The following is a 22,286-nucleotide window of genomic DNA, read 5'->3' as shown; positions in this document are numbered from 1 at the left end:
AGTATAATCTATTTTACTTTAGCTAATGCTTGTTCTATATCAGCTATTAAATCTTCTACTTCTTCAATACCCACAGAAAAACGAATTAAACCATCTTTAATTCCTTGCTTTTCTCTTTCCTCTGCACTTAATAATGAATGGGATGTTAAGGTTGGAGATAACACTGTACTCTCTACACCCGCTAAACTCATAGATGGCTTTATAAGTTGTAATGCATTTTGGAAATCCATAGCATCTATGTCGTTCTTAAGCTCAAAAGATAACATACCTCCAAAACCTTTCATTTGAGACTTTGCTAACTCATGATCTGGATGCGACTGTAAACCTGGATAATACACCTTTTCTACATTTTTATTTTGATGTAGATATTCTGCCATTTTTTGTGCATTTTCATTTTGGGCTTTTACTCGTATTCCCATAGTTTTCATACTACGCTCTAACAACCATACTGTATAATCACTTAAACTACCTCCAAAATTTTTAGCTAGCTGAAAAATCTTATCTATATTTTTAGCTGATGATGCTACAGCACCTGCACATATGTCTGAATGTCCGCCCATATATTTAGTAGCACTGTGTATTACAACGTCAATACCAAAATCTATTGGATTTTGATTAACAGGACTAGCAAATGTATTATCTATCATAGAAACCAAATTATGCTTTTTAGCCAATAAAGCAACAGCTTTTAAATCTGTAATAGTTAGTAAAGGGTTAGATGGTGTTTCTATATAAATAACCTTGGTATTTTTTTTAATTTTAGCTTCAAAATCTTCAGGTTTTAAGCCATCTGTTAAAGAGTATTCTATTCCAAACTTAGCAAACTCTTCTTCAATTAAATTATAAGTACCTCCATATAATGTTTTTTGCAAAACAATATGATCTCCAGCGTGTAAAAAAGCCATTAATGATGTGCTTACCGCTGCCATTCCGCTTCCAAAAATTAATCCTGCTTCTGTATGTTCTAATGCTGCAACTTTTTTACATAAGGCTTCTTGGTTTGGAGTATTAAAATACCTTGGATATCTTTTTACATCTACACCTTCAAAAGCGTAAGAAGAACTCATATATAATGGAGACACTGCTCCTTTAAACTGCTTATCCTCTACCTCTCCTGTGTGTGTACAAATTGTATTTAAACCTGCCTTAGATTGCTTCATTTTTATTGTTTTAGTTCTATTTTAGTTGGTCTATCAAAGTTACAAATTTAGAACCTAAACAACCTAACAAATCTATTTTGCATTACACACCGTATATAAATGTAACAACAGTATAAAAAATTGAATAAATACCAACAAATGACATTTAAAACTATAGTTTACAGCATTTTAATATGCAGTTCTTTTATTGCTTGCTCTACAGATAGCGAATCTACTCCTTCTTTTACAGATGGTAATAATGATATTATAACAGAAGAAATTAAAGAAAGAAACAGAAAAAACGTTGGTTCCTCTGCTAATGATTTACTTTCTAACTCCACTTACAAATCTACTGTTTTTGAAATATTCTACGTAAAAGATTACAAACCTACAGATGAAACTATAGAGAACTTTAAAAAATTTGTTACAGAACGATTAAATAAATCTAAAGGATGGGAATTACGTCTTGAAGAAATAACGGTTCCGGCAAAAACATCCTACACTGTAGATGATATTATTGCTATGGAAAACAACCTGCGTACCCAATACAATACAGATGATAAAATAGCCGTTTTTGGTATTTATTTAGATGCGGAATATGCTAATAACACAGAAAACGGATCGGTTTTAGGTATTGCTTACCAAAACACATCTTTTGCTATTTTTGAAAACACCGTTAAATCGTTTAGCAACAAACCCTTGGCTCCTAGCAGGACAGTACTATCTTCTACTGTGCTTAATCATGAATTTGGGCATTTACTTGGTTTAGTTAATGTTGGTTCTAACATGCAAACAGATCACCAAGACACTGCACACGGCAAACATTGTAATGTAGAAGATTGTTTAATGTTTTGGACAGCAGAAACAGGTGAGGGACTTTTAAATTCCATTACTGGAGGTCAAATACCAACGTTAGATCCACAATGTATAGCTGACTTGCAAGCTAATGGCGGAAAGTAAACTACTTAGAATAGTTTACTTTATACCTCCAGTAACTTATTGCGCCAAGTATTGCTACACCTGCTGCTGTATACCATATAAACATTGGGGTAATTACCTGTGCACCACTAGCATAACTATGCAAACCTGCTAAGTAAAAGTTCACCCCAAAATATGTCATCATAATACTTGCAAAAGCTACTATACTAGCAAAATTAAATAACCATCTGCCGCGCAAGCCAGGTACAATTCTCATATGCACAACAAACGCATAAATCATAATAGATATTAAGGCCCAAGTTTCTTTAGGATCCCAGCCCCAATAACGTCCCCAACTTTCATTTGCCCACATACCGCCTAAAAAGTTTCCTATAGTAAGCATAACAAGTCCTGTTGTTAAAACAAGCTCATTAATTATAGTTAACTCTTTTAAGTTAAGATCCATACGAGCTTTGTTCTTTTTATTTGTTAGTATTATTAAAATTAACGATGTAACACCTAGAATCATCCCCACAGTTAAAGGGCCGTAACTACCCACAATTACAGCAACGTGTATCATTAACCAATAACTATCTAATACAGGCACTAGGTTAGATATAGATGGATCTACCCAGTTTTGGTGTGCTATCCATAACAACATTGCGGTTACAAATGTAGCTGCGGCAATAGTTAAATTACTTTTACGCGCAAACAGTAAACCCATTCCTAAGGTTGCCCAAGCCACATAAATAATACTCTCATAAGCATCACTCCAAGGAGCGTGCCCAGAAATATACCAACGCAAAATTAAGCCTGCCGTATGCCATATAAACAATAAGTATATTGTTCCTTTAAAAAAGTACACAGCCACACGCCAAATACTACGGTCTTTAAAAATTTGAAAAACAAGAATAAAGAACAACAACAAGCCTACAACCGCATAAGACTTATATAGGACATTAAAAATATTAAGCTTATTGTACACTACCTCTATTTCTATTTTTCTGTCTGATGGTAATACTTCTTTTCCGTGGTTTATTTGATTTTGTTTTAAACCAGCTAACATTGTATCAGCTTTTGTATAATCTTCAGATTCTCTTGCTTTTTGCAATTCTAATAAATAATAAGGTATAGCATTTTTTATAAAATTATCGTACAATTCTTCTTGCACAGGAAACTGACCATTATTACTTCTATACTCTAAAGCAGATATCCATTTATTATTATCTACACCTAGTAACGGAAAAATCTTTAAAATTTCTCCACTTAAAGCTCTGTTTAAAAGCCCTAATCTAATATTAACATCTTTATAATCTTGCTGAAATTTATTAGGGTTATTAGTTGCAGTAGCTTCTACCAAAAACGGATCTAACTTGTAACTTTGCTTTTCATCAAAAAAGTCCATTAAAGTTGCATATCGTTGCCCAGCTGGCACACCTATAACTTTACGTATACTATCATTATATCCTTTTTTATCAATAGCAATAATGTGTGCATTAGCCCACAATTGTTGGTTAGACATCATTGATAAAAACACTTGATCTGATGTTAAGCCTAAATACTTATCTTTTAAACTTAGCTTACGTAATAGCTCTGATGTAAAAGTGTTTATAGGTTTCATACGCCCACCTTCATCTTGTATTACTAGCTTACCAAATTCTTCTGCGTGTTCTTTAGGTACCGCAGTTGCTAAAATAATAGAGTCTACAACCTCTGGACTTGGTACAGCTGAGTGATTATGGCCATCACCAGGACTATGATCTTGTGCATTTACACTTTGAGAAGTTAAACTTAATAAAGCACCTAAAATTAAAACAGATGTAAGTTTTGCTTTTTTAGCTTTAATTTTATTTAAAGAAGCTCCTAAATCTTTAAACCTTGTTTTTCCAAAAAACATAATCCCCATTAAACCTGCATATAACATAAAATAACCAATATAAGTAATCCAAGTTCCCCATTGGTCATGATTAACTGATAACCTTGTTCCTAACTCATCAGGATCAAAACTAGCTTGAAAAAAACGATAACCTCTATGGTCTAATATATGATTCATAAAAATATCATAGTCAAAAGGTTTTTCATCTTCAATAGTTACCTTACTCATAAAAGATGCATAACCTTTTTCTGTACCAGGATACTTTTCAGCTATAAAATCATTTAATTTAATAGCAAAAGGCAACTCATGAATTTTAGATCCGTAAGACATTCTAAATTCTAAATCGCCAATTTTAAACGGATCAGAATACTGCATCATTCCTTTAGATCCTAATAGTTTTTTACGTACAGTATTGCCATTTACAGTAACATCTAAAATTAGCGCATCTGGCATATTTTCTGTACGCTCTTCGTCTGGAATACGTATAATTCCGTTTTTACCTTTAACCAAAGAATCTGGCATAACAAACTGCATATTTGCCATTTGGTATAAAGAACGCAATTGTAGTTTTTGTACTGTATCTTTTTTAACACCACCTTCTAACCTGTCTGCCATACGCATAAATGTCCCTTCAAAAGGAGATTGTATTGTATAACTAGAGTCTGTTGCAGTAATATTAATAGCTCCTTCTGTAGGCTTATTTAAAGCAAATAACACATTGTGTATACTTTGCACTACACCTTCTTCTAAATAATGATCATGGCGTCCACCACTACTAGATTCTACTATTTTTAAAAAGTTTTTTCCTTCATCTCCAATTATTAAACCTTCTTTAGCACCATCTATAAAACCAGCATATGCTATAGTATATTCCGTTTTATCAAAATTAGTGTGTATTGGCAAGTCAGATTTTAATGCTTCTGCTGTAACAAGAATAGGATATTCACTCTTTTTTTGCATTTTTACACCATCTTTTTCACCATACACAATTGTAGAGATGTATGTTTTATCTGAAAAGAATACGTTTTCTGTTTCACCTTCACGTATAGGCATCATTCCTTCATAACTAATATACCTAGTTACAAAAGCACCAATAATAATAAAAATCCAAGAAAGGTGTAATAATAATACTGCCCATTTTTCTTTACGTAACAAGTTGTATCTAGCTATGTTTCCTATAAAATTAATTACAAAAAAGACCATAATAGCCTCAAACCAAACTGTGTTGTAAATCCATATTCTTGCTGTATCAGTGCTATACCAGCTTTCAATAAATGTCCCAAAAGCCATTGCGGTTGCAAATGCTATGAATAAAAATGACATTAAACGTGTAGAAAAAAAGAACTTCTTAATTAAATTTATCATCTTGGATAATAGTAAATGAATTGGTTTGCAAAAATACGCCCTTTTTGTGTTTTTTTATACCTAAAACAACAATAAATGTGTTAATGAAAACCTAATGTTTAAACTGTTTATGAACTAGTGTTTTGTCTGGCGTTAAAAATATGAATGTGAATATTAGACCCCATATTACGAGCTCTGTTTTTAGCTATATTAACATTGTCTCCTTCAAAAAGTTCATCTAACGTTTCTAACCAATAATTTAACCAGATACCAAAATGCATTTCGTTAATTGTATTATTGGTGTAATTATCTACTTTATTGTGTACCGCTATAGGGTTACCTTTATAAGTACCACGCTCTATAAATAACTGATTGCTCCAAAAATTAGTAAGATGCTGTAAATGGTGGTCCCAATCTGTAATTATACCATTAAAAATAGGACCTAAAGTTTCATCTTTGCGTATTTTATCATAAAAAGATGAAACTAATAAAAATACATTCTCTTTGGTTGTGAGCTCAAGTTTTTTCATATTACAAATACTATTTAATACATTAGCAAATAATTAAGCCTGTATTAGTTACAAAACTAAACAACAAAGCCTTAATAACAGTTAAAAAAGTAGAATTATGTTTAATAGTATACCGCTTAAAAAGTATATTTATCACACCCTTTTTTTGGTGTTATTAACCTGTAATATTAGTTGTTCTAATGAAGACGACTCTAGCTCTACAGAGGAAAATGCAGCAAAAGGCAACTGTATAGAAAATGGTGCTAAAATTACCATTGCAGGCAATCATAGTCACACTCTAAACATTACAATACAAGACATTACAAATGGCACACAAAAAAATTATACATTAGATGGTGCTACAGGACATACACATATGCTTACCATAACCGCAGAACATTTTACAAACTTAAAGACTAATAATGCTGTTACACTTGCAACAAGTACCAATGCAGGACACACGCACGCTGTAACAATTGGCTGCAAAGAATAATTTTTTTTAAATAGATTAGCTGTACTTTTGTAGTATGATTAGCGTAGTAATTATAGGAATAGGGAATATTGGCACACATTTATATACTGCCTTTAACAAGTTAAGCAATGTTACCGTTACAATGCTATACAACCGCACAGAAAAAGCTTTGTTGCCTTTTAAAAATGAGGTAAATACAACTACTGATTTTACAAAATTACCAAACGCTAATGTATACATTATTGCAACTGCTGATGATAGTATTGCTAAAGTATCTACACAATTACAACTGCAAAACAAATTAGTTGTACACACTTCTGGCAGTGTACCAATAAGCGTTTTAAATGATAAAAACCGCAAAGGATCTTTTTACCCATTACAAACCTTTAGCAAAGGAGCTATTGTAGATTTTAAAAACATTCCTGTTTGTATAGAAGCAGAAAATAAGACTGATGAAGCCTTACTTCTTCAACTAGCAGAAAGTGTTTCTAACAGTGTACATAAAATATCATCGGAACAACGAAAATCCATACATTTGGCTGCGGTTTTTGTAAATAATTTTAGCAATCATATGTACCAAATTGGGCAAGAGATTTGTGAAGAAAACAAAGTTCCTTTCTCTATTTTATCACCTTTAATACAAGAAACCGTTGCAAAACTAAATACCTTATCTCCTTACAATGCACAAACAGGACCTGCAAAACGTAATGATATTGGTACAATGCAACGCCATATAACAGAACTAACTAACAATACGCATAAAGAAATTTACAGCGTTATAAGCAAATCTATTACCAATACTTATGGAAAAAAGTTATAAAGAATACCTACACAATATTACCACTTTTGTTTTTGATGTAGATGGCGTTTTTACAGACGGATCTGTACTTATTACAGAAAACGGAGAGTTATTACGTAAAATGAATGTTAAAGATGGTTACGCACTTAAAACTGCAATACAAAAAGGCTTTAATGTTTGTATAATTTCTGGCGGTACTAGCGAAGGTGTACGTACTAGATTTAAAGGTTTAGGCGTTAAAGATATTTACTTAGGCGCTCACCTAAAAATAGAACCTATAAAAGAGTACTTATCTACTAATAATATAGATCCTAAAAATGTTTTGTATATGGGTGATGATATGCCAGATGTTCCTCCTATGAAACTTGTTGGTATGCCTACTTGTCCGCAAGATGCTATACCTGAAATTAAAGCCGTAAGTAAGTATATTTCTCAAAAAAACGGAGGTAATGGTTGTGCCAGAGATGTTATTGAGCAGGTTTTAAAAGCACAAGGCAAGTGGAATGATAATTATAGCGCTAAAAACGACTAAATGCTTTCTGAAAAACTAAAAGATTACAACATTATATTGGCTTCTGGCTCTCCTAGAAGGCATCAGTTTTTTAAAGAATTAGATATTAACTTTAAGGTTGATGTTAGACCTATTGAAGAAGTTTTTCCTAATCATTTAAAAGCCGAAGAAATTACAAATTATTTAGCTGCACTAAAAGCTGAACCATTTAAGGCATCTCTCCAAGAAAAAGATATTTTAATAACATCAGACACCATTGTTTGGCATAATAATAAGCAATTAGGAAAACCAAAAGATGCTGCAGATGCTATTAAAATGCTTACAAAATTGTCTGACTCTTGGCACCAAGTAGCTACATCTGTCTGTTTCACATCAAAAAACAAACAAATTACAGAAAGTCATATTACTAAAGTAAAATTTAAAGCACTTAGCTTAGAAGAAATTACATATTACGTAGAAAACTATAAACCACTAGATAAGGCTGGTGCTTACGGTATACAAGAGTGGATTGGCCTAATTGCCATTGAAGAAATTATTGGCTCCTACCCTAACGTTGTTGGCCTACCTACGCATTTAGTTTATAAAACTTTGTTAACTATAGCAAATGCATAACATTTTAAGTAATTTTACTTAAAATGTATTTGTTATGAAAAAATTAGTTGAACTATGTATAATAGCCGCTACACTATTAATATCTAATGCGTGTAAAGAAAAAATACAAACCCAAGATGTTGCTGCTGTAACTCCTGAAAAGGTTATTGAAAAAAAAGAACCAAAACCACTGTCTAATCAATTTAAAAAGTATTGGTACAATGGTACTGCAGAAATAACATCATATAATTTAGAACAAGCTAGGTATGGCGAGTTAAGAAAAGGGTCTGCTGTTTTGGTTTTTGTAACAGAGCCTTTTAGCGCTAAAAAACAGGTGAAAGCAGATAACCCAGACAAAACAAGCGTTCCTGTTTTAAAATTAAACAGCACTAAAAAATTCTATACTGGTATTTATCCATACTCTGTTATGTCTAGCACCTTTTATCCTGTTGGCGATAATTCTGCCTCATTAAAAATCACAAACTCTGTACAGGAATGGTGCGGACAAGTTTTTTCTCAGTTAAATAACAAAGATAAATTTGAAGTTTCATCTTTTTCTTATTTTGAAAGTGAAGGAGATAAAAATTTTAGTTTAGATAAAAACATTTTAGAGAACGATTTATGGGCTAAAATTAGAATTAACCCAGATAGTTTACCAACAGGCAAATTACAAATTATACCTTCTTTTCAATATATAAGGTTTTCTCATAAAAAACTTAAGGCATACACCGCAAACATTACTAAAACTCAAAAAGACAACGTAACCGTTTATAGCATAGATTACCCTGACTTAAAACGTAACTTAACAATAACATACACTACTGCTTTTCCGCACACTATAGAAAGCTTTACAGAAACACATAAAAGTGGCTTTGGAACAGATATTAAAATGCTAACCACAAAAGCAACATTAAACAAAAGGATAAACACTGCTTATTGGCAACAAAACAGCAATAAGGACTTACATTTTAGAGATAGTTTAGGATTATGAATGAATTTATAGACACACACCAACAACAACTTATTAATAGCTTAATTTGCTTTATTGCCTTTTTTATTATTCGCTACCTAACTGCTAAAGCAATACATAAAATAGGAAGAATAAGCGACATTAACAGAGTGCGCACCAAGTTAATTATTAGATATATAACCATATTATTTATGGCTATAAGCTTTATAGTTATTGTTTACATTTGGCAAGTAAATTTTGAAGATCTTGGAATTATTTTTTCATCTGTATTTGCCGTATTAGGTGTTGCATTATTTGCATCATGGTCTATATTAAGTAATATTACTGCTGGCGTTATTTTATTTTTCTCTTTCCCTTTTAAAATAGGAGATCGTATAAAAATACTAGATGGAGATTTTGCTGAAGAAGTAGACATTTTAGACATTAAGGCTTACCATATTTACCTTAAAAAAGACAACGGGGAACTCCTTACCTACCCAAACAATTTACTTTTACAAAAAGGTGTTGTACTTATTAATAGAGATGATAATGACGATACTACAGAAGGAGATTACATTTAAAAAGTTGCTGTATGAAAAGAAAAAACAGGCGTAAAGTAAATCCGTATTCTGATAAAAAAAGTTTTAATATTGAAGAGTTTAAAGCAAATTCATCTTTAATAACCTACTCTAAAGAAAGTTATCATTTATTAAAAGGAGAAGAATTAAATGAAATATCTATAACAAAAGATACCTCTGTTATTTCTTGGTTAAACATCTATGGTTTTCAGCATTCGCAAGCTGTACGCAAAATAATTGCAGACAATAATATGGATGAATTTTTAATAAACCTTGTTATAGATAACAACCACAGAAATAAAGTAATAGAACTAGATGATTGCTTTTTTTTAACATTAAAATCTCCTTATTATTCTTCCGAAAGTAACGAAACAAAGTTTGAGCAAATGGTTTTTGTTGTTGGCGAAACCTACGTTTGGAGCATACAAGAGGTAGAAGGAGATCATTTTCAACATTTAAGAGAACGTATAGAAAAAAACCTAGGTATTATTAGAAAAAAAGGTGCAGACTACCTGTTTTACCTCCTAATGGAAGCTATAATAGACAATTATTACATTGCTTATGATAAACTTACCGAAGCTAATATTGGTCTAGACAATTTAAATGAAACCAAACCAACACCTGAGTTTGCTTTAAAAGTTGAAAACAACAAAAGACAACTTAACCAAATTAAAAGAATGACTATTAGCATTAAAGATGCTATAAATCAACTAGAAAATATTGATTGTTTTGAGTTTGACATAAAGTATTTTATAGAAATTAAAGAACAAATTGGTTTAATGAGTGATGAAATTGATTTTAACCTAAACCAATTAGATAGCACTTTAAACCTAATGTTTAGTATACAAAACCATAGGTTAAACGAGGTAATGAAAACCTTAACTATATTTTCTGTAATTTTTATTCCGCTTACTTTTTTAGCTGGCATTTACGGTATGAACTTTAAAAATATGCCAGAACTACAAACTGAATATGGCTATTTTATATTATTAGGTGTTATGGTTTTGGTGTCTATAGTATCTATAATATTCATCAAAAGAAAAAAATGGTTTTCATAATTTCTCATCAAAATTTAAAATTGTTAACAAACCTCTTAAAAACGGTGTTAAAGAACCTTTAAAATTCTCTTTGTAAAGCGTAGAACTTGTTATATTTGGACATCAACCAAAATTAACATTTATGCGCCAACTATTGGTATCCTGCGTAATTTCTCTATTATGCATTAACTTAGGATTTTCTCAAGCCCCAAAAAAAAATTCATCTACAGAAATTTATCACTCTTTACAAAAGCTAAACTTTTTAGGTTCTGCGTTATACATTGCTGCTCATCCAGATGATGAAAATACCAGATTAATATCATACCTATCTAACAACGTAAAAGCCAAAACAGCATATTTATCTTTAACTCGCGGAGATGGCGGACAAAACTTAATTGGACCAGAAATTAGAGAGCAATTAGGTGTTTTACGTACTCAAGAATTGCTTGGTGCACGTAGTAAAGATGGTGGAGAGCAATTTTTCTCTAGAGCAAATGATTTTGGTTACTCTAAACACCCAGATGAAACTTTAGCCATTTGGAATAAAGAAGAAGTTTTAGGAGATGTTGTACAAATTATTAGGCAATATAAGCCAGATGTTATTATAAACAGATTTAACCACAGAACTCCTGGTACTACACACGGTCACCACACTACTTCTGCAATGCTAAGCGTAGAGGCTTTTGATTTGGTAAATGATGCTAATGCATATCCAGAACAATTAAAACTAACTGAAACTTGGCAACCAAAACGTATGTTTTTTAATACTTCATGGTGGTTTTATGGTAGTGAAGAAGCTTTTAATAAAGCTGACAAAAGTAAATTAATGAAATTAGATGTTGGTGTCTTTTACCCAATACTAGGTGTTTCTAATAATGAAATTGCTGCACTTGCTAGCAGTCAACATTTATGCCAAGGTTTTGGTAGAATATCTACAAGAGGTAGCCAAGATGAGTATATTGAGCTTTTAAAAGGTGATATGCCTAAAGGCGATGATATTTTTGAAGGCATTAATACTACTTGGTCTAGAATAGATGGTGGTGATGCTATTGGAAAAATACTAAACAAGGTTGAAGAAAATTTTAATTTCAAAAATCCGTCTTCACATTTACCAGAGCTTATAGAGGCTTATAAATTACTACAAAAATCTACAGATAAACACTGGAAAAATATTAAATCTAAAGAACTAGAAAATATTATTACTGCTGTAGCTGGTTTGTATTTAGAAGCAAATGCTAATTATACCAATAGTACGCCTTCTGGTAATTTTAAAGTATCTATAGAAGCGTTAAATAGAAGCACTGCAAACATTGTTTTAAAATCTGTAAACGTTGGTGCTACTACCCTAACGCCTAATATTTTGTTAGAAAACAACACAAAGCAAAACCTAACTTTAGATGTTGCTGTACCTGCAGATACAAAATACACTAGCCCTTATTGGTTAATGGAAAAAGGTACACTAGGTATGTACACTGTAAAAGATAAAAAACTAATAGGCAAACCAGAGACACCAAGAGCTTTTAATGCAGATTTTGAACTTAGTATTAACAATTACACTTTAACTATTACCAAACCTGTTGTTTATCACTACTCTAAACCAGACAAAGGAGAATTGTACAGACCTTTTGAAGTTTTACCGGAAGCTAGTGTTGGCATAAAAGATAAAGTTATTATTTTTTCTGATGAATCTTCAAAACAAATACCAGTAACAGTTAAGGCTTTAGCAGATGATATTTCTGGTGAAATAGAATTAACTTTTTCTAAAGGATGGAAAGTAGTTAATGCAAAACAAAATTTTAATATTAAAAAACGTGGAGACTCAAAAACAATTACATTTACTGTTACGCCTCCAAATAGCGAATCTGAAGGTTCTATTTTACCAGTTGTAAAAATTAATGGCAAAGAACTTAATAAAGAGCTTGTAGTTATATCTTATGATCATATACCTACACAATCTGTTTTATTACCGTCTGAAGCTAAAGTAGTACGTTTAGACATTAAAAAAACAGGAAAAAACATTGGTTACATTACTGGTGCAGGAGATAAAATCCCTGAGAGTTTAGAGCAAATTGGCTACAATGTTTCTATCATAGACCCTAACAACATCAATACTGCTTCATTAAAAGGTTTTGATGCTATTGTGGTTGGTATTAGAGCTTATAATGTAGTAGACCAATTAAAATTTAAACAACACTTTTTATTAGACTATGTTAAAAACGGAGGTAATTTAGTAATACAATATAATACAGCTGGCCGCAGCAAACTAGGTGTAGATAACCTTGCCCCTTACCCATTAGAACTTTCTAGAGACAGAGTTACTAATGAGTTTGCAGAAGTTACCATTTTAGCAAAAGATCATCCTGTGGTAAACACTCCAAACAAAATTACTCCTAACGACTTTAATAATTGGGTACAAGAACGTGGTTTATACTTTCCTAACAAATGGGGTAAAGAATTTACTCCTATTTTAGCAATGGCAGATAAAGGAGAAGAGGCAAAAAAAGGTAGTATTTTAATTGCTGCTTATGGAAAAGGAAATTACGTATATACAGGAATTAGCTTTTTTAGAGAATTACCTGCTGGTGTACCAGGGGCATATAAATTATTTGCCAATTTATTATCACTTCCTAAAAAAAAATAAAACACTATGAAAGATAAATTTATTTGGAAAAAAGAATATTCTTGGGTGTTACTATTAAACTTAATGTATGCCATTGTTTTTTTTATAATAATGAAAATTTACAATTAGTATGGCAGAAATAGATTGGTATTTACTTATTGGAACGCTACTATTTATTGTTGGTTTTGGCGTGTACAAAACAAAAGGAAGTAAAAATGTAAACGATTATGTTTTAGGTGGCAACCAGTCTAAATGGTGGACAATTGGGTTGTCTGTAATGGCTACACAAGCTAGCGCAATTACATTTTTATCTACTCCAGGACAAGCCTATAACTCAGGAATGGGCTTTGTGCAATTTTACTTTGGTTTACCATTAGCTATGGTAGTAATATGTATGGTTTTTGTACCATTATATCACAAACTAAAGGTATACACTGCTTATGAGTTTTTAGAAAACAGGTTTGATGTTAAAACCAGAACACTTGCTGCGTTTTTATTTCTAATTCAGCGTGGCTTAGCTGCTGGTATAACCATTTACGCTCCTTCTATTATTTTATCTGCAGTACTAGGTTGGGATTTAAGAATTTTGAATATTTTAATTGGTATTCTGGTTATAATTTACACCGTATCTGGCGGTACAAAGGCAGTAAGCGTTACCCAAAAACAGCAAATGTTTATTATTATGCTGGGTATGTTTGTGGCTTTTTATTTTATTTTAGATTATTTACCAGACGATATTACATTTAGCAAAGCCTTAAAGGTTGCTAGTGCAAGTGATAAATTAAATATTTTAGACTTTAGTTTAGACACACAGAGTAGGTACACTGTTTGGAGCGGATTAACTGGTGGATTTTTCCTGTTTATGTCTTATTTTGGTACAGATCAAAGTCAGGTACAGCGTTATTTATCTGGTAAATCAGTAAGAGAGAGTCAGCTTGGTTTAATTTTTAATGGGATTTTAAAAATTCCAATGCAATTTTTTATTTTATTGGTTGGTGTAATGGTATTTGTGTTTTATCAATACAACGTATCTCCTTTAAACTTTAACCCTGCTGCTACTGCTAAAGTAGAAAACTCTATTCACGCAGAAGACTACAAACTTTTACAGGAAGAACACAAGTACATAACAGAGCAAAAAGTAGTTGCTCAAAATAAATTATCTGTAGCAATAGACCAAAACAATATTAGGGCGCAAAAGAAAGCTAAAAATGAAATTATAAGCCTAAATGAGCAAGAAAAGTTAGGTAGAGATGCAGGTAAAAATTTAATTAAGCAAGCAGATGATTCTGTAGAAACAAATGATACAGATTATGTTTTTATTCATTTTATATTAAACTACTTACCACAAGGAATTATAGGTCTTTTACTTGCCGTAATATTGTCTGCTGCTATGTCTTCAACAGCATCAGAACTTAATGCTTTGGGTACTATTAGCGCTTTAGATATCTATAAAAGGAGTATTAAACAAGGAGAAACAGAAGAACACTACGTTAAAGCATCTAAAGTACTAACACTAATTTGGGGTATTTTAGCCATATTAATTGCCTGTGTAGCTAGCTTGTTTGATAATTTAATACAATTGGTTAACATTATAGGTTCTATTTTTTACGGTAACGTGTTGGGCATATTTTTACTAGCGTTCTTTTTTAAATATGTAAAAGGTAATGCCGTATTTGTTGCTGCAATTATTACGCAGGTTATTGTAATATTTGGTTGGGCTTTTGATTGGATGTCTTACCTATGGCTAAATGCCTTTGGCTGTGCTTTAGTAATTTCTATAGCAATAATGTTAGAGGGTTTTGACCGAATGATGAAAACCGAAAACGAAATGAAAATATAAAATTTCATCTACAAAAAAGCCCGTAAAACAATTGTTTTACGGGCTTTTACTATTTTAAAAATAGAGCTTATTTAGCTCCCCACTCTTTTAAAGAGTCTTCGTTCATTTTTATGTAATCTGCATTACCAGCTTCTTTAGAACCAGCTAAAGATTTTTTAGCAGTTTCAATGGCTTTTTTCTTATCACCAGCCTTAGCATAAATTAAAGACAATTGTCTTAATTGGTAAAAAGCAGGTTTCTCCATCATACTCATAGCTTTCTCCATCCAAGTTTTTGCTTGGTTAATATCTTTACCAGCTTCTTTATAATAAACAGCAGCAGCATAGTAGTCTTGTGCACTTGGGCCATTCATTGTTTTAGTAATTGCAGCAGTAACTGTTTTATCTGTTGGTACATCAAACTTAGCACCTACATATACATCTTCCCATAAAATACCTAATACAGCAGAACTAGCTGTTAAATCATCAAAAGTCATTGTAAAAGTTTCAATTTTCATAGGCATTTTTACAACATCTGCTTTAACTGTAGCAGCAACTTTAGCATTGTCCCAAGCTTTAGGTGTTCCCCAATTGTTAGTATCTGCATAAAAAATAATTTCCCAAGAGCTTTCTCCTGGTTTAGTAAACACCGCATAAGAACCAGCTTTTACTTCTTTACCACCTATAGTAACGTTGTTACTAAAAGTAATTGTTGTGTTTTTGTTAGCTCCTGTTCTCCATAATTTAGAAAAAGGTACTAGGTTACCAAAAACTTCTCTTCCTCTCATAGATGGTCTAGAGTATTCTAAAGTAACATCTGTTAAACCTACTTTTTGTTCTATTTTAGTAAACGGACTAGGTTGTGGTGTTTCAATTTGTGCTTGTACTCCTGTTAAGGCAAACACAGCAACTAATACTAATGCAATTTTTTTCATTTGATTTATAGTTTTTTAAGTTTCTTCAAAATTAAGGCACACCTATCCCTTTAAATGTTAACAAAACCTTAAATTTTATTACATAAAATTACTTAAAAAACAACACACTAATTGGCGTTTAACTTATAAATACTTGCGCTAGCACCTAATTTTGTAAAAGACTCAGAAGATAAATAATAAGTGCCATCTGTATAAGTAGTTACCCCTTCCATTTGCACAAAACCCAAGTCTAACTGTGTCTTTTTAACAGTCCCTGTAAACAAATTATTAGCACTACTATTTTCTATTTCAACCACAAACGGCATCATAAACATATTATAACCAACCAAAAGTACGCTGTTATCTTGTTTATTATAAGTTGCACCCGTTACCAAGCCTTTTGTGTTGTATTCACCCACTTTTGTTGCCACACATTTACCTGGTTTTACAGGAATTTTATAAGCGCTAGTTTTCTTCTCTCTCCATTGCTTAGTTAAAATATAAAGCTCGTTATTTTTACAAAACATAGCTTCTGCATCAAAATTACTACTGCTTTTACGCGTGTTATTCTTTTTATCTGGATAGTTAAAATAAATTTTTTCTGCTGTTACTTTACTTAATGTTCTTATATCTTTTTTAGATAATTTATATACCACAAGGTCTTCTCTGTCTCCCCAATAATTTCCAAAATCACCCACATAAATATAATTTTGGTCTTGGGCCAAATCTTCCCAATCAATATTTTTAGCATTTACTACTTCTATCTCTTTCTCTACCTTAAATGTTTTTTTATTAAGTTGATATAAGATTGGTGCATTACCAGAATCGTTGTGAGAAATTAAAGTATCATCAAAATAAAGTAAACCTGATGACTCTGAAACAGCTTCTGGTAAAACGCCTACTAAAGAACTGGTAAATTGACCAAAAAAAGCGCCTAATGCCAAAGCAGAAATATATAACAGTGTTAACTTAACCTTCATTAATAAATACTTAATTTATAATTAGATGCAAAGCTACGTGTAACTTACAAGACTATAAATAGTTTTAAGTAAAAGCTAACATTTTAGAGTTCAAAATAGCAGTAAAACAGACATAAAAACAATTTTGTCTAATCTTTTAGTGAAATAGTTAGACATTTTTGTATCTTTGTTTTAGAAATACAAAAATTATGGCAAAGAAAAAGAAGATTACAGCAGAGGATATTATAAGTTTTTATATGGATTATGTATTAGAAAACGAAAAGCAACCGTCTTCTGTATACAAGTTTTCTAAGTCAAATAATTTTGATGAGGCTATTTTTTATAATTTCTTCAACTCTTTTGAAACATTAGAAAAAGAAGTTTTTAACGCTTTTTACAATTACACTATTAAAGCTTTAGAAGCAGATAAAGCATATTTAGACTTTAATAACAGAACAAAATTATTAAGCTTTTACTATACTTTTTTTGAGATGCTTACCGCAAACAGAAGTTATGTAGTATATGCTTTAAGTAAGCATAAGAACAAATTAAAGTATGTAGGTATTTTGTCTAAACTTAAAGAAAGTTTCACAAATTATATTACACATTTAGAAATTGAAACAATTGATCTTAAGCAAGAAAAATTAGAAAAAATTCAGCAAAAAACACTTAATGAATCTGCTTGGATACAATTGCTAATTACAATAAAGTTTTGGTTAGATGATACTTCATCTTCATTTGAAAAAACAGATATATTTATTGAAAAAAGTGTTAATACCACGTTTGATTTACTAGACACTAAACCCTTACAAAGTATTATAGATCTAGGAAAGTTTATTTATAAAGAAAAAATTAATATGAACTTGTAAGCCTATGAAAACTATAGACACAATACCTACATCTAAAATACAACGTGCCAGTAAGTTGGTTACTACAGGCGCAAAAGTTGGTGTTAATTACTTAAAATACTACGGAGATAAATTAACAAAAACTGAAATAGAAGCTAAAGAGCGTTTAAATAAAAACAATGCAGAAGATATTTATGATAGTTTAAAACAGCTTAAAGGGAGTGCTTTAAAAGTTGCGCAAATGTTAAGTATGGAAAAAAGTATACTGCCACAAGCGTACGTAGAGAAGTTTTCGTTAGCGCAATTTTCTGTTCCACCATTGTCTGCTCCTTTAGTACAAAAAACATTTAAAAAATATTTTGGCAAAACTCCAAATGAAATTTTTGATACGTTTAATATTAACTCTGTAAACGCAGCCAGTATAGGACAAGTACATTATGCAGAAGCTAACGGCAAAAAATTAGCCGTAAAAATTCAGTACCCTGGTGTAGCAGACAGCATTTCTACAGATTTAGCTATGGTTAAACCTATAGCTATAAAAATGTTTAATATAAAAGGAAAAGACTCAGATAAATATTTTGCAGAAGTAGAAAACAAGCTTATTGAAGAAACCAATTACCTTTTAGAGATGAAGCAGAGTAAAGAAATGGCTAGAGCCTGTGAGCATATACCAAACTTAAGATTTCCGGAGTATTATGAACAATTTTCATCGGAACGTATTATTACTATGGATTGGATGACTGGCGAGCACTTAAGCGAGTTTACTGCCCATAATACAAACCAAAATAAAGCTAACATAATTGGCCAAGCACTATGGGACTTTTATATGTACCAAATGCACGTACTACGCAAAGTACATGCAGATCCGCACCCCGGAAATTTTTTAATTTCTAAAGAGGGTAATTTAATTGCTTTAGATTTTGGATGTATTAAAGAGGTCCCTAGCAATTTTTACACTCCTTATTTTGAACTGGCTAAACCAGAGATTATTAACAATCCTGTTTTATTTTCACAAAAAATGCATCAGTTAGAAATATTAAAAAAAGAAGACTCTAAAGAAGAAGTTGCTTTTTTCTCTGATCTTTTTTTTGAAATGTTAAGTTTATTCACAAAACCTTTTCACAATAAAACGTTTGATTTCTCTGACCCTGTTTTCTTTAACCAAATTGCAGAACTTGGCGAAAAATATAGCAAAAGTACAGAGCTACGTAAAATGAACGGAAACAGAGGTTCTAAACACTTTATTTACATAAACAGAACATTTTTTGGACTTTATAACCTAATGTTTGATTTAAAATCTAAAGACATTAAAATAAACAACTATTTATCGCTCTAAAAAAAATGATAAAATACAGTACAAACAATATAAAAGAACTAGAGCACTTGTATAAAATTAATTTAATAAACAGTGCTACAGGTTACAAATCTGCCAACTTAATTGGCACAAAATCTGTAAAAGGCCAAGAAAATATTGCTGTCTTTAGTTCAGTAATTCACCTTGGGTCTAATCCTGCATTATTAGGTTTTATTTGCAGGCCAACGACAGTACCTAGGCATACTTACAAAAATATAATAGAAACTAAAACATACACAATAAACCACATACACCAAGATATTTTAGAAGATGCACACCATACTTCTGCTAAATATCCAGAAGATGTATCTGAGTTTACTAAAACAAAACTAACACCCGAATATAAAGACAATTGCACTGCTCCATTTTTAAAAGATGCTCCTGTACAATTGCAATTAAAATTTATAGAAGAGTTGCCTATTGCTGCTAATGATACCATTTTAGTGATTGGAGAAATTATTAATTTATATGTAAAAGAAAATCTTTTGCAACAAGATGGATTGATAGATTTAGCAAAAGGTAATGTGGCTGCCATTAACGGATTAGATACTTATGCTATACCAAAAACAAATACAAGATTTGAATACCAAAGACCAAAATAACAAATGAAAATACTAGTAACAGGTACAACAGGCTATATAGGCAAAAGATTGGTGCCCCTTTTAATAGAAGAGGGCCACAAAGTTGTATGTGTTGTTAGAGATAAATTAAGAGCAGAAGAATGGTATAAAAACGAACCTTTAATTACTGTTGTTGAAGCTGACTTTTTACAAAAAGATACGCTATCAACAATACCAAAGGATATAGACATAGCTTATTATTTAATTCACTCTATGTCCAATTCCTCAAGTAATTTTAAATCTCTAGAAGAAGAATGTGCTATTAATTTTAAAAATTATATAGAAGAAACAAACACCCAGCAAGTAATTTATTTAAGCGGTATTACCAACGACCCAAAACTATCTATGCACCTATCTTCTAGAAAGTTGGTAGAAGAAACACTTGCATCTAACAAATATGCTCTTACTACATTTAGAGCTGGTATTATTGTGGGATCTGGTAGTTCTTCCTTTGAAATCATTAGAGATTTGGTTGAAAAATTACCCATTATGGTTGCTCCTAAATGGTTAGATACTAAAACACAACCATTAGCTGTTAGAGATGTACTTCTATTTTTATCTAAAGCAATAGTAAAAAAAGAATTATACAATAAAGGCATAGACATTTTTGGCCCAGATGTACTAACTTACAAACAAATGCTATTGCAATTTGCAGAGGTTAGAGGTCTTAAAAGAAGTATAATTACTGTACCTGTAATGACTCCTAAACTATCGTCTTACTGGTTATATTTTGTTACTTCTACATCGTACAAATTAGCAACTACATTGGTAAAAAGTATGGGTGTAGAAATTATTGGGAAACCAAGTGATATTAATTCCATTTTAAATATAAAACCAATTACATACAAAGAAGCTGTACAATTAGCTTTTGAAAAAATAGAACAAAATAGTATTTTATCTAGTTGGAAAGACTCCATTATAAGTAGCGGAAGGCTAAAAGCCAACTTACACAAATATATAAACGTACCAAAATATGGTTGTTTTACAGATTATAAAGAGCGTAAGGTTACTAATAAAACAAAGACTATTAATAAAATTTGGGCTATAGGTGGCCCCACAGGATGGTATTATGGTACTATTTTATGGAAATTTAGAGGCTATTTAGACAAGTTATTTGGCGGCATAGGCTTACGTAGAGGAAGAACTAGCTCTACAGATTTAAGTGCTGGTGATGCTCTTGATTTTTGGCGTGTAATATTTGCAGATAAAGAACAACAAAAATTGTTGTTGTACGCTGAAATGAAGTTACCTGGAGAGGCTTGGTTAGAATTTAAGATTGAAGAAAACATACTTAAACAAACAGCTACATTTAGACCAAGAGGTTTAGCTGGTAGGTTGTACTGGTATAGCGTACTCCCTTTTCATATGTTTATTTTTAATGGAATGATTAACAAATTAGTGGCAAAATGAGCTTAAGCATACAACAAATAGATCGTGTAATAGAAATGGCGTGGGAAGATAGAACCACTTTTGATGCTATTAAATTTCAGTTTGGCTTGTCTGAAAAAGAAGTGATTACATTAATGCGCACAGAAATGAAACCAAGTAGTTTTAAAATGTGGCGCAAACGGGTTCAAGGACGCAAAACAAAGCACGCAAAACTAAGAACATTCGTTAGCGGTCGCTTTAAATGTAGCAGACAAAAGCATATTACCAATAACACTATAAGTAAAAGATATTAAATAAACTGTTTTTTATTAATAATAAGTAGTTTATTGCCATAATTATTATATATTATAATGAGTATAGATACAATAAATTTAGCAAGCATTTCTAACAATATCTCTGTAGAAGATATTGGAGACGATCACTTGTTTACAGGTTTAGAAACACCTTTAAGACCAGATGCTTTTGCATTGTCTGATGAAGAAAAAAAGGAAAAAATAGAAAACCTTTTTGGGCAAATTATGGACGTTATGGGCTTAGATTTAACAGACGATTCTTTGCTAGGAACACCAAAACGTGTTGCAAAAATGTACATTGATGAAATTTTTTGTGGTTTAAACCCTAAAAATAAGCCAAAAATTGCTTTATTTGAAAATAAATACCAATATAACCAAATACTTGTTGAAAAAAACATTACTTTTTACTCTAATTGTGAGCATCATTTTGTTCCAATTATTGGCAAAGCACATGTAGCGTACAAATCTTCTGGCAATGTAATAGGCTTGTCTAAATTAAACAGAATTGTACAATACTACGCTAAAAGACCACAAGTTCAAGAGCGCTTAACCAACCAAATTGGCGTGGAGCTCCAAAAAATATTAAATACAGAAGACGTTGCTGTCATTATAGATGCCAAACATTTATGTGTAGCATCTAGAGGTGTAAAAGATGACACCTCTACAACAGTAACTGCTTTTTATGGTGGTGAGTTTAACAACGCCACAAAAATAACAGAAATACAAAACTATTTAAAACATTAACAAT

General features: G+C 31.5%; 21 protein-coding genes. 16 read left to right on the top strand and 5 right to left on the bottom strand.

All coding sequences use genetic code 11. The annotated features are described in order from the left end of the window. Positions 1 to 8: 8 nt before the first annotated feature. On the bottom strand, positions 9 to 1,160 hold the full coding sequence (locus KLA_RS09800) for a trans-sulfuration enzyme family protein (protein WP_034645450.1): 1,152 nt from the start codon (positions 1,158 to 1,160) through the stop codon (positions 9 to 11). Between the two features lie 138 nt (positions 1,161 to 1,298). On the opposite strand from KLA_RS09800, the gene KLA_RS09795 reads away from it, so the two are divergent. Further along, complete coding sequence (locus KLA_RS09795; protein WP_013622706.1) at positions 1,299 to 2,099, top strand: hypothetical protein; 801 nt, start codon at positions 1,299 to 1,301, stop codon at positions 2,097 to 2,099. Between the two features lies 1 nt (position 2,100). Here KLA_RS09795 and ccsA read toward each other — a convergent pair whose 3' ends face one another. After that, positions 2,101 to 5,298: a cytochrome c biogenesis protein CcsA gene (ccsA, locus tag KLA_RS09790; protein ID WP_034645447.1), complete on the bottom strand. Its 3,198-nt coding sequence runs from the start codon at positions 5,296 to 5,298 to the stop codon at positions 2,101 to 2,103. Between the two features lie 107 nt (positions 5,299 to 5,405). Continuing rightward, entirely contained in the window at positions 5,406 to 5,807 is a 402-nt protein-coding gene (locus KLA_RS09785) for a group III truncated hemoglobin (protein WP_034645444.1), read from the bottom strand. Between the two features lie 97 nt (positions 5,808 to 5,904). Here KLA_RS09785 and KLA_RS09780 point away from each other — a divergent pair, with 97 nt between their 5' ends. The 9 genes from KLA_RS09780 (at position 5,905) to KLA_RS09740 (ending at position 15,183) form a co-directional block, all read left to right on the top strand. Continuing rightward, positions 5,905 to 6,279 carry a hypothetical protein gene (locus tag KLA_RS09780; protein WP_013622709.1) on the top strand — a complete coding sequence of 125 codons (375 nt, stop codon included), beginning with the start codon at positions 5,905 to 5,907 and terminating at the stop codon, positions 6,277 to 6,279. Positions 6,280 to 6,313: 34 nt separating this feature from the next. Next, a complete protein-coding gene (locus tag KLA_RS09775; RefSeq protein ID WP_034645441.1) occupies positions 6,314 to 7,078 on the top strand; it encodes a Rossmann-like and DUF2520 domain-containing protein in 765 nt (254 codons plus the stop codon). Beyond that, positions 7,062 to 7,589 (top strand): KdsC family phosphatase, encoded by a 528-nt coding sequence (locus KLA_RS09770; RefSeq protein ID WP_013622711.1) that lies wholly within the window; start codon positions 7,062 to 7,064, stop codon positions 7,587 to 7,589. Before KLA_RS09775 ends, KLA_RS09770 begins: the two co-directional genes overlap by 17 nt. After that, complete coding sequence (locus KLA_RS09765; RefSeq protein WP_034645438.1) at positions 7,590 to 8,180, top strand: Maf-like protein; 591 nt, start codon at positions 7,590 to 7,592, stop codon at positions 8,178 to 8,180. Positions 8,181 to 8,214: 34 nt separating this feature from the next. Beyond that, positions 8,215 to 9,150 (top strand): hypothetical protein, encoded by a 936-nt coding sequence (locus tag KLA_RS09760; protein ID WP_034645436.1) that lies wholly within the window; start codon positions 8,215 to 8,217, stop codon positions 9,148 to 9,150. Further along, positions 9,147 to 9,689 (top strand): mechanosensitive ion channel domain-containing protein, encoded by a 543-nt coding sequence (locus tag KLA_RS09755; protein WP_013622714.1) that lies wholly within the window; start codon positions 9,147 to 9,149, stop codon positions 9,687 to 9,689. Before KLA_RS09760 ends, KLA_RS09755 begins: the two co-directional genes overlap by 4 nt. An 11-nt stretch (positions 9,690 to 9,700) precedes the next feature. Further along, positions 9,701 to 10,744, top strand: coding sequence for a magnesium and cobalt transport protein CorA (locus KLA_RS09750; protein WP_051456083.1), 1,044 nt, complete (start codon positions 9,701 to 9,703; stop codon positions 10,742 to 10,744). Between the two features lie 121 nt (positions 10,745 to 10,865). Continuing rightward, positions 10,866 to 13,364 carry a PIG-L family deacetylase gene (locus tag KLA_RS09745; protein WP_034645432.1) on the top strand — a complete coding sequence of 833 codons (2,499 nt, stop codon included), beginning with the start codon at positions 10,866 to 10,868 and terminating at the stop codon, positions 13,362 to 13,364. Between the two features lie 109 nt (positions 13,365 to 13,473). Further along, the gene (locus KLA_RS09740) at positions 13,474 to 15,183 is read left to right on the top strand and encodes a sodium:solute symporter (protein ID WP_034645429.1); all 1,710 of its coding nucleotides are present in this window, start codon (positions 13,474 to 13,476) and stop codon (positions 15,181 to 15,183) included. Positions 15,184 to 15,250: 67 nt separating this feature from the next. On the opposite strand, the gene KLA_RS09735 is transcribed toward KLA_RS09740, so the two are convergent. Continuing rightward, complete coding sequence (locus KLA_RS09735) at positions 15,251 to 16,096, bottom strand: DUF2911 domain-containing protein (RefSeq protein ID WP_034645427.1); 846 nt, start codon at positions 16,094 to 16,096, stop codon at positions 15,251 to 15,253. 107 nt (positions 16,097 to 16,203) lie between these two features. Further along, positions 16,204 to 17,055, bottom strand: a complete 852-nt coding sequence (locus KLA_RS09730; protein WP_051456082.1) for a hypothetical protein — start codon at positions 17,053 to 17,055, stop codon at positions 16,204 to 16,206. Between the two features lie 188 nt (positions 17,056 to 17,243). Here KLA_RS09730 and KLA_RS09725 point away from each other — a divergent pair, with 188 nt between their 5' ends. Genes KLA_RS09725 through folE form a run of 6 tightly spaced genes read left to right on the top strand, consistent with a single transcriptional unit; the run spans position 17,244 to position 22,282 of the window. Then, the gene (locus tag KLA_RS09725) at positions 17,244 to 17,903 is read left to right on the top strand and encodes a TetR family transcriptional regulator C-terminal domain-containing protein (RefSeq protein WP_034645423.1); all 660 of its coding nucleotides are present in this window, start codon (positions 17,244 to 17,246) and stop codon (positions 17,901 to 17,903) included. Positions 17,904 to 17,907: 4 nt separating this feature from the next. Further along, complete coding sequence (locus KLA_RS09720; RefSeq protein WP_034645421.1) at positions 17,908 to 19,218, top strand: ABC1 kinase family protein; 1,311 nt, start codon at positions 17,908 to 17,910, stop codon at positions 19,216 to 19,218. Positions 19,219 to 19,223: 5 nt separating this feature from the next. Further along, positions 19,224 to 19,838, top strand: coding sequence for a flavin reductase family protein (locus KLA_RS09715; protein WP_034645420.1), 615 nt, complete (start codon positions 19,224 to 19,226; stop codon positions 19,836 to 19,838). A gap of 3 nt (positions 19,839 to 19,841) precedes the next feature. Beyond that, positions 19,842 to 21,266, top strand: a complete 1,425-nt coding sequence (locus KLA_RS09710; RefSeq protein ID WP_034645417.1) for an SDR family oxidoreductase — start codon at positions 19,842 to 19,844, stop codon at positions 21,264 to 21,266. Next, positions 21,263 to 21,538 (top strand): TIGR03643 family protein, encoded by a 276-nt coding sequence (locus KLA_RS09705; protein ID WP_013622725.1) that lies wholly within the window; start codon positions 21,263 to 21,265, stop codon positions 21,536 to 21,538. The genes KLA_RS09710 and KLA_RS09705 overlap by 4 nt, the downstream gene beginning before the upstream one ends. Before the next feature lie 57 nt (positions 21,539 to 21,595). After that, positions 21,596 to 22,282 carry a GTP cyclohydrolase I FolE gene (gene folE / locus KLA_RS09700; protein WP_034645415.1) on the top strand — a complete coding sequence of 229 codons (687 nt, stop codon included), beginning with the start codon at positions 21,596 to 21,598 and terminating at the stop codon, positions 22,280 to 22,282. The last annotated feature ends 4 nt before the right edge of the window (positions 22,283 to 22,286 follow it).

It is taken from the genome of Cellulophaga geojensis KL-A (assembly GCF_000568425.1).
Lineage (GTDB): Bacteria > Bacteroidota > Bacteroidia > Flavobacteriales > Flavobacteriaceae > Cellulophaga > Cellulophaga lytica.
This window is presented reverse-complemented; position numbering and strand designations above follow the sequence as displayed.